Annotated in this window: 8 protein-coding genes; 5 read left to right on the top strand and 3 right to left on the bottom strand. The window is 74.1% G+C overall.

Annotated features, from left to right (window positions below):
* Window positions 1-133 precede the first annotated feature (133 nt).
* Window positions 134-952: a sugar phosphate isomerase/epimerase family protein gene (locus ACH4XV_RS31165; protein ID WP_395795614.1), complete on the top strand. Its 819-nt coding sequence runs from the start codon at window positions 134-136 to the stop codon at window positions 950-952.
* 95 nt (window positions 953-1,047) lie between these two features.
* Window positions 1,048-1,695, top strand: coding sequence for an SGNH/GDSL hydrolase family protein (locus ACH4XV_RS31160; RefSeq protein ID WP_395795612.1), 648 nt, complete (start codon window positions 1,048-1,050; stop codon window positions 1,693-1,695).
* 24 nt (window positions 1,696-1,719) lie between these two features.
* Here the strand turns inward: ACH4XV_RS31160 and ACH4XV_RS31155 are convergent, their stop codons facing one another.
* The 3 genes from ACH4XV_RS31155 to ACH4XV_RS31145 all read right to left on the bottom strand — a co-directional run bounded on the left by ACH4XV_RS31155 (window position 1,720) and on the right by ACH4XV_RS31145 (window position 5,395).
* A complete protein-coding gene (locus ACH4XV_RS31155) occupies window positions 1,720-2,784 on the bottom strand; it encodes a LacI family DNA-binding transcriptional regulator (RefSeq protein WP_395795610.1) in 1,065 nt (354 codons plus the stop codon).
* Between the two features lie 149 nt (window positions 2,785-2,933).
* A complete protein-coding gene (gene larC, locus ACH4XV_RS31150) occupies window positions 2,934-4,169 on the bottom strand; it encodes a nickel pincer cofactor biosynthesis protein LarC (protein ID WP_395795608.1) in 1,236 nt (411 codons plus the stop codon).
* Window positions 4,166-5,395 (bottom strand): lactate racemase domain-containing protein, encoded by a 1,230-nt coding sequence (locus ACH4XV_RS31145; protein WP_395795606.1) that lies wholly within the window; start codon window positions 5,393-5,395, stop codon window positions 4,166-4,168. Before ACH4XV_RS31145 ends, larC begins: the two co-directional genes overlap by 4 nt.
* Window positions 5,396-5,494: 99 nt before the next feature.
* Here ACH4XV_RS31145 and ACH4XV_RS31140 point away from each other — a divergent pair, with 99 nt between their 5' ends.
* The 3 genes from ACH4XV_RS31140 (at window position 5,495) to larB (ending at window position 8,499) form a co-directional block, all read left to right on the top strand.
* Entirely contained in the window at window positions 5,495-6,871 is a 1,377-nt protein-coding gene (locus tag ACH4XV_RS31140) for a mannitol dehydrogenase family protein (protein ID WP_395795604.1), read from the top strand.
* A 100-nt stretch (window positions 6,872-6,971) separates the two neighbouring features.
* The gene (locus ACH4XV_RS31135) at window positions 6,972-7,817 is read left to right on the top strand and encodes an asparagine synthase-related protein (RefSeq protein WP_395795602.1); all 846 of its coding nucleotides are present in this window, start codon (window positions 6,972-6,974) and stop codon (window positions 7,815-7,817) included.
* Complete coding sequence (larB, locus tag ACH4XV_RS31130) at window positions 7,810-8,499, top strand: nickel pincer cofactor biosynthesis protein LarB (RefSeq protein WP_395795600.1); 690 nt, start codon at window positions 7,810-7,812, stop codon at window positions 8,497-8,499. The genes ACH4XV_RS31135 and larB overlap by 8 nt, the downstream gene beginning before the upstream one ends.
* Window positions 8,500-8,579: the final 80 nt, after the last annotated feature.

The raw sequence follows: 8,579 nt of genomic DNA, 5'->3' as shown, positions 1-8,579 counted from the left end.
CCCCCGCTTCGCACCCCCGCTTCGCACCCCCGCTTCGCACCCCCGCTTCGCACCCCCGCTTCGCACCCCCGCTTCGCACCCCCGCTTCGCACCCCGCAGACCATCCACAGGCCGACCGCAGGAAGGCAGGGCCATGACCGAGGAGAGCCAACGGAGCGCGGCGGACCACCCCCCGCTCCGCCCGTCGGCCGCGTCGGACGCCGGGCGGATCCGTCCGGGCCTGTGCTCGGTCACCTTTCGCCGGCTGCCCGCCGCCGAGGTCGTGCGCCTCGCGGTCGACGCGGGCCTGGAGGTGATCGAGTGGGGCGCGGACGTGCACGCGCCGGCGGAGCGGCCCGGCGCCGTGCGCGCGGTCCGTGAGGTCTCCGCCCGCCACGGGCTGGTCTGTTGCTCGTACGGCTCGTACTTTCGCGCCACTCCCGCCGAACTGGCCAAATTCCCCGCCGTCGCCCGGGCCGCCGTGCTGCTCGGGGCACCCCGGATACGGGTCTGGGCGGGCGCGACCGGATCGCGGGAGACCCGGCCCGACGAGCGGCACGAAACCGTGCGCTGCCTGCGGGAGGCGGCCCGGATCGCCGCCGACCACGGCCTGGAACTCGCGACGGAATTCCACGGCAACACGCTCACCGACACCGTCGCCTCGACCCTTCGGCTGCTCGACGAGGTGGACGCGGACAACGTCCGCACGTACTGGCAGCCGCCCCAGAACACCCCCGACGAGGAAGCGCTGGCCGGGCTCGTCGCACTCGGCGACCGGGTCACCGCCGTGCACGTCTTCTCGTGGTGGCCGGGCAACAACCGGCTGCCGCTCGCGGACCGCCGCGACCTGTGGGTCGCGGCCCTCGCCCTACAGGCGGGCCGGGGCGTCGAGGCACTCCTGGAGTTCGTCCCCGGCGACGACCCCGCGGTGCTGGCGCGCGAGGCCGAGACGCTGCGGCGCGCGGCAGGATGAACCCCTCGACCCGACATGGTCGAGACCGTGATCCGGCGGGCCACGCGCGGGATGTCCCGCCGGCCCGACCACCCATCGACGCCAGGACGGCAGGCATGCACTTCAAGGACGACGACACGCTCCTGTTCATCGGCGACTCCATCACCGACGCGGGCCGCGACCGCGCCGATCCCACGTCGCTCGGTGGGGGATACGTGCACGAGATCGCCCGGACCCTGCGCGAGCGGGCGCAGGACGGACCCGGCCCCCGCGTCGTCAACAGGGGTATCAACGGCCACCGCGTGTACGACCTCGAATCCCGCTGGAGCACCGACGTCCTGGACCACCGGCCCACGGTCGTCACGGTCAAGATCGGCATCAACGACACCTGGCGACGCTACGACCGCGACCTCCTCAGTCCGGTCGACGAGTTCGAGGCGTGCCTGGACCGGCTGCTCGCGGTCACCACGCGGAAGTCGTCCGCGCGGCTGGTCGTGATCACCCCGTTCCTGCTCCCGGTCGGGCCGGACCAGGAACGCTGGTTCGAGGACCTGTCGCCGCGCACCGACGCCGTGCTGCGGGCGGCCGCGCGCAACGCGGCCCAGGTGGTGCGCGCCGACCTCCTGCTGCCCCGCGCGGCGCAGGAGCGGGAACCGGCGGAGCTGGCCCCGGACGGGGTGCATCCGAGCCCGCTGGGACACCGGCTGATCGCCGACGCGTGGCTCGCCGAGGTCGCGCCCGCCGCCCACGACGCACTGCGGTAGCCGACTCCGCGACCGCGTACCGCTCTACCCGCTCGCACGCGGGCCGCGCCGGGCCCGGGCCGTCGAGTCGCGGACGACCAGCTTGACCGGCAGGGTCATCGGCTTGCCGGTGCGCGGTGCCGGTTTGCCGCGCGAGGACAGCAGCGCGTCGACGGCGGCCCGTCCCTGGGCGCGCAGCGGGGCGGCGACGGTGGTCAGCCCGGGACGGACGATGCGGGTCGGGAAGATGTCGTCGAAGCCGACCACGCTGACGTCCCGGGGCACTCGCACGCCGCGCGCCTGGAGGGCGAGCACGACCCCGATCGCCAGTTGGTCGTTGTACGCCACGACGGCGGTCGGCAGGTCCTCGGGGAGCGCGTCGACGGCTTCGCGACCGCCCGCGACCGTCGGCGCGAACGGGCCCACACGCTGAACCCGCAGGCCCAGCCCGGTCGCCGCCTCGCGCAGGCTCCGCAACCTCATCCCGTCCGCCCACGAAGCCTCCGGGCCGGCCACGTAGGTCACCGTGCGATGCCCCAGCCGGGCCAGGTGTTCCGCGGTCACGAGCATGCCGTGCGGGTTGTCGAGGATGATGCTGGGGACATCGGCGACGTCCCGGTTGAGCACGACCACCGGCCGCTGCTTGGCGGTCATCCGGATGGCCGAGTCCGACAGCCGGGTACCCGCCAGGACGAGTCCCTCGACGGCGGGCAACGCCCTTTCCAGGCTGGCGCGTTCCACCCGGTCGTTCTCCTGGGCGTCGATCAGCAGGAGTACGAAGCCGGCCTCGGCGGCGGCCGACTCGGCCCCCCGAATGATCTCGGCGTAGAACGGGTTGGTCACGTCGGAGACCACCAGCGCGAGCATCGAGGTACGGCCGGTGGGCAGCCCCGACGCCAACGGATTGACCCGGTAGCCCAGCTCCGACGCCACTCGCCGGATGCGCTCCGCGGTCGCCGCGTTGACCCGGCCGGGCCGGGCGAACGCCCGGGACACGGTGGACGCGGCCACCCCCGCGGCCCGGGCGACGTCGTAGATCGTCGGCGCCTTCCCGCCGGTCGGTGCGCTCGACGCGCTCGGGGCGTTCGGGGCGCCGTCACGCTCGCTCACCCGATCTCACTTCCGTTCTCGCGGGAAACCCCAGGTCCGGGGCGGCGACACCGGTGGTCGGACGACGCCGTGGCCGCCCACGGGATGGTGGAGGCAGCGCACTGTACCCCGTTTCGACGCCGCCACCACCGCGCGGCGGCGCCCCGGGTTCAGGCCGGTTCGGGGGCGAGCGTGCGCGGGGTGGGGGCGCCGGTGGTCAGGGCCGCCCGGTGGGCGGCGGTGGTGGTGGCGGCGAGGACGACGTGCACGGGAAGGCCGAGCCGGGCGGCGAGGGCGGCGGCGGGGGCGTACTCGGGGGTCGCCTGGAAAATCCTGCCGCCGCGGTGGCCCACCTTGACCGGGAGGCGGTCGCCGAGCACGTCCACGTGCATCCAGCCTCGTTGCAGCTCGGTCTTGCGGACCGGCCGTTCGCGGACGCCCAGCGTGGTGGTGAGGCGGAAGACGGCGTCGCGCAGGGGATCGGCGCCCTGTGGTGGGCACAGCACGGAGAGCGTGTGCGCGGGGCGACCCTTCTTCATCAGGATGGGGGTCAGCCAGGCGTCCGAGGCGCCGGCGTCCATGAGAGAGGCCAGGACGCTGGGCCACGCGCGCGGGTCCAGATCGTCGATGTTGGTTTCCAGGACGACGGCTTCGGCGGCGTCCGCGGCGGCGTCGACGGTCGCCGCGGGGACCGGGGTGCCGAGGAAGACGCGCGTGACGTTGGGGCGTCCGGGGATGTCCCGACTGCCCGCGCCGACGCCGGTGCGCTCCAGCCGCAGGTGCGGCAGGGGCGAGCACTCGCGGGCCAGCGTGGTGAGCAGCGCCAGGCCCGTCGGGGTGGCGAGTTCGCCCTCGCCGCCCGCGAACACCTGCCACTCGGCGGCTAGTTCGGCCACCGCGGGAGCGGGGACGGGAAGCTCGCCATGGGCGGTTTCGACCCGGCCGAAGCCCAACGCCACGGGTCCCGCCGTCAGTTCGGTCACGGTGAGGTCGTGCAGCGCGGCACACACCCCGACGACGTCGGCGATGGAATCCCAGGCACCCACCTCGTGGAAGTGCACCTCCTCCGTGGTGGTGCCGTGTACGTGCGCCTCGGCGACGGCGAGGCGGGCGAAGGCGGCCAGCGCCGACGTGCGCACCGGATCGGCCAGGGGAGCCTGCTCGATGAGGCGGCGTACGTCCCGCCACGTGCGGTGTGCGTGGTCGTGCGCACTCGGCGTCACGTCGATCCGCGTCGCCCGCATCCCGGCTCGCGTGACCTGCGTCTGCTCCAGGCGCACCTCGCCGGGGACCACGGCCTCCACCGCGGCGCGCACGGTGCTCAACGCGGCCCCGGCGTCGACGAGGGCGGCGAGCAGCATGTCCCCGGCGATGCCGGCGGACGCGTCGATCCACGCGGCCCTCACGGGCGCAACCGATGCAGGATCTCGCCGGCCTGCGGCACGACGAGGGTGTCCGGATCGGCCGCGAGCGCCGCGAAGTCCACCGCGGCGGGGTCCAGATGGCCCAGGTTCGCGCCGCGGACGACGTCCTCGGGAATGCCCGTCGCGAGGGTGACGGTCAACCGGCAGCGCTCGCCGTGCTCTTCGTCGTACGTACCCGCCCCGCGCAGGTGGGTGGAGTGCGCAAGGACGCCCCAGTGCAGGTGCTTGAAGCGGTCCCACTGCTTGGTGAAATAGTCGCGGCAGTGGTAGCCGATCTCCTCGATCTCCGGGTGCATCGCGGCGATCGTGCGCACGTGCGGCGCGTAGAGGATGACCTCGCCGCCGTCCGCGACGACCGGTTCGAGCTTGTAGAAGCCCTTCGCCGCGGTCCAGATGTCCTCGTACTTCTCCGGGATCACGGACACCACCCGCCGTACGGGTGCGTCCAGGTAGCGGACGTGCACCTGCGCGGACACGTCGGCCGCCGCCGACCACGCCGCCTCCGGGGTCCCGTACGCCATCGCGTGCAGCGCCCCGGTGCCGGATTCGACCACCACGCACAACGCGCGCCGACGGCTCGGGATCAGCGCCGCCGCCTCGTGGATCAGCGCGCGCACCGGGGTGATGCCGCGCGTGCCGATGATCTCCGCGCTGGTGATCAGGGCCCCGAGCCAGTGCGACAGGTCGATGATGTCGGCGCCCGCGACGCCGGGAAAGAAGTACTTGTCACCGCCGGAGAAGCCGACCACCTCGTGCGGGAAGACCGGGCCGACGACCAGGGCCACGTCGTGCTCCACGACGGCGCGGTTCAGGCGTACGTCGACCTCTTGGCGCAGCAGCCCGCCGGACAACTCGGCCACCCGGTCGGCGCCGATCGTGCCGACCGAGGCGAACGTCGACGGCTCCCACCACTCGTGGTTGAGCACGGTCATGCCGGGCAACGGCGGGATGTGGGCGGCCAGTTCGGCCTCGCCCATCGGCGCGTGCGTACCCAACGCGACCAGCGCCGTCAACCGGGAGACCCGGCCGTACAGCGCCTCGTGCACCGCGGAGAGCAGCAGCGGAAGCGGGCAGCTGCGGGTGCCGTCGGGTACCACCAGGCAAACGCTCCGGCCGTCGAGGTCCTCGCCCGCCAGCTGCTCGGCGACGAAGGCTCGCACCCGGTCCTCGGGCAGGACGGTGCCCGGTCCACCGATCTGTGCTGTCATGGCGGCCAGAGGACCATGGTGTGCGACGTGGTGCAAGTGCCCGGGGCAACACATGGCAACCGGTTGCCGCGCCGAGCCGGCGGCGGCGAACATGCCGTCATGCCAAGCCCCCGACCCACGACCCGACCGCTGTCCCGCGCGGTCGACGCACGCCCCGCCGCGCCGGTGCGCATGCTCCATCTCGGCCTGGGCGGCTTCTTCCGAGCCCATCAGGCCTGGTACACCGAGCACGCCGGAGACGCCGACCGGTGGGGGATCGCGGCGTTCACCGGGCGCAGCACCACGGTCGCCGAGCGGCTGACCGCCCAGGACGGGCTCTACACGCTGGTCACCCGCGGTCCCGACCGCGACCGCCTCGAGGTGGTCGGTTCGCTCACCTCCGCGCACCCCGGCGGCGACCACGCCGCGTGGCTGGAGCACTGGCGGCGGCCGGAACTCGCCGTGGTCACCCTCACGGTCACCGAGGCGGCGTACACCCGCGCCCCCGGGGGCGGCCTGGACACCCGACGCGCCGACGTGAGCGCCGACATCGCCGCGCTGCGCGCCGATCGAACGGCCCCGGTGTCGACGGTCGCCGCGCGGCTGCTGGCCGGGCTGGCCGCCAGGCGGCGCGCGGGCGGCGGGCCGGTGGCCGTCGTGCCGTGCGACAACCTGCCGGGCAACGGCGAGGTCACCGCGCGAATGATCGGCGAACTGGCGGATACGATCGGGCGCCCCGAATGGCGCGAGGCCGCCGCGCACGCCTCGTACGTCGCCACCATGGTCGACCGGATCACCCCGTGGACCACCCCGGAGGACGTGGCGGCCGTGCGCGACGCGACCGGGCGCCTCGACGAAGCCCCCGTCGTCACCGAGCCGTTCACCGAGTGGGTGCTCAGCGGCGAGTTCCCGGCCGGGCGGCCCCGCTGGGAGGACGCCGGGGCCCGCTTCGTCGCCGACGTCACGCCGTACGAGGAACGCAAACTGTCGCTGCTCAACGGCGCCCACTCGCTGCTGGCGTACGCGGCGCCGCTGCGTGGGCACGCCACCGTCGCCGAGGCCGTGGCCGATCCGGTCTGCCGGGTCTGGGCGCGCGAATGGTGGGACGAGGCGTCGGCCCACCTGGACTTCCCGGAAACCGTGCTGACCACCTACCGGGACGCGCTGACGGACCGATTCGCGAACCCGCGCATCCGACACACCCTCGCCAAGATCGCCGAGGACGGGGCGCAGAAGATCCCGGTGCGCGTACTTCCCACGCTCTACGCCGAGCGGGCGTCCGGTGCGGTGCCGCCCGGCGCGACTCGCGTCGTCGCCGCGTGGATGCTGCACCTGCTGGGAAAGAACGGGATCCCGGTACGCGACGGCGCCGCGCCGGTGCTCACCGGATCACCGGCCGAGGCCGTGCCCGAGGTGCTGGCCTTCCTCGATCCCGCCCTGGCCGGGGACACCGAACTGGTCGAGGCGCTCACCGCGCGGGCCTGGGAACTCGGCTGACCGAAGTCGTCGTCGCAGGCGCGGACATGCGGCGCGGACCTGCGCCACGACCCCGACGGCGGCACATCGGCGAACCAACCTCGAACAGGAGAAGCACGTCATGCTCCCGGGACTGTCCGACACCGACGGCGCGGCCGTCGACCGCGTCGGCGCACTGCTCCACACACCCGGCCGGCTCGGGGTGGCCTTCTCCGGAGGCGTGGACTCCTCCGTGCTGCTGGCCCTGGCCGTGCGCGCGCTGGGCGCCGCCCGCGTGGTCGCCGTGCTCGGCGTCTCGCCCAGCCTCGCCGCGGACGAGCACACGGCGGCCCTGCACGTCGCCGCGACGATCGGGGCGCGCGTGGTCGAGGTCGAAACCCATGAGGGCGACCTGCCGGCGTACCGGGCCAACGGCCCCGATCGGTGTTTCCACTGCAAGAACGAGTTGTTCGCCCGTATTTCCGCCGAGGTGGTCCGGGCGCACGGTCTGACGGCCGTCGCCTACGGCGAGAACGCCGACGACGTGCTGCGCGCCGATCGCCCCGGTGCCGAGGCCGCCGTGCGCCACCGGGTGTTGCGCCCGCTCGCCGACGCGGGCCTGGACAAGGCGGCGGTCCGCCGGATCGCCGCCGCACTGGCCCTGCCGTGCGCGGACAAGCCGGCCGCGCCCTGTCTGGCGTCGCGGATCCCGCACTTCAGCGAGGTCACCCCGGACAAGCTGGGTCAGGTCGAGGCGGCGGAACGGGGCCTGCGGGGGCTGGGGTTCAGTGACTGCCGGGTCCGCCACCACGGCGACGTCGCGCGGGTCGAGGTACCCGTCGCCGAGATCGCGGCGCTCGCGGGCGATCTGCGCGAGGCGGCCCTGGCGGTGGTCCGGGCCGCCGGGTTCCGGATGGTCGCCGTCGACCTCGCGGGCCCGCAGTCGGGTGCCTTCACGCTGTCCCTGATCGGAGTTCGCCATGGCTGAAACGACCGAATCGTTCGCACGTCTGGACCACGAGCGGATCGACCGCAGGGGATATCCGGAGGCGATCTTCTGCGAGGGGAAGACTCCGGAGCAGGTGGGCGCGATCGCCGCCGAGCTGCGCGAGCACGGCCGGGGCCCGGCCCTGTTCACCCGCGCCGGTTCCGAGCACGCGCGGGCGGTGCTCGCCGAACTGCCGGACGCCCGGCACGAGTCGCAGGCCCGACTGCTGGTGTGGCCGCCCGTACCGCCGGCCCCGGAGGGGGGTCTCGTGGTGGTGCTGGCGGCGGGTACCTCGGACCTCCCGGTGGCGCTGGAGGCCGAGTTGACCGCGCGTTACCTGGGCCGGCGCTGCGAATCGGCCGTGGACGTGGGCGTGGCCGGACTGCACCGCGTGATCGGCATGCTCGATCTGCTGCGCTCCGCCCGGGTCGTGGTGGTCGCCGCCGGCATGGACGGCGCGCTGCCCAGTGTGGTGGCGGGGCTGGTGGCGGCACCTGTCGTCGCGGTGCCGACCTCCGTCGGCTACGGAGCGGCCTTCGGCGGCCTGGCGCCGCTGCTGTCCATGCTCAACGCGTGCAGCCCCGGGGTCGCGGTCGTCAACATCGACAACGGCTTCGGAGCCGGGCACCTGGCCGCGCAGATCGCGGCACCGGTCACGCCGGCGGCCGGGTGCGCGACGTAGGGGTCGGCCGGGAACGAGTCCCGCGTCGCGGCAACACATGACAACCGATTGCCGTGTTCTCGGGCCGCGGACGACCATTC

The organism is Embleya sp. NPDC020630 (assembly GCF_044334985.1).
In the GTDB taxonomy this organism is placed as follows: Bacteria; Actinomycetota; Actinomycetes; order Streptomycetales; family Streptomycetaceae; genus Embleya.
This window is presented reverse-complemented; position numbering and strand designations above follow the sequence as displayed.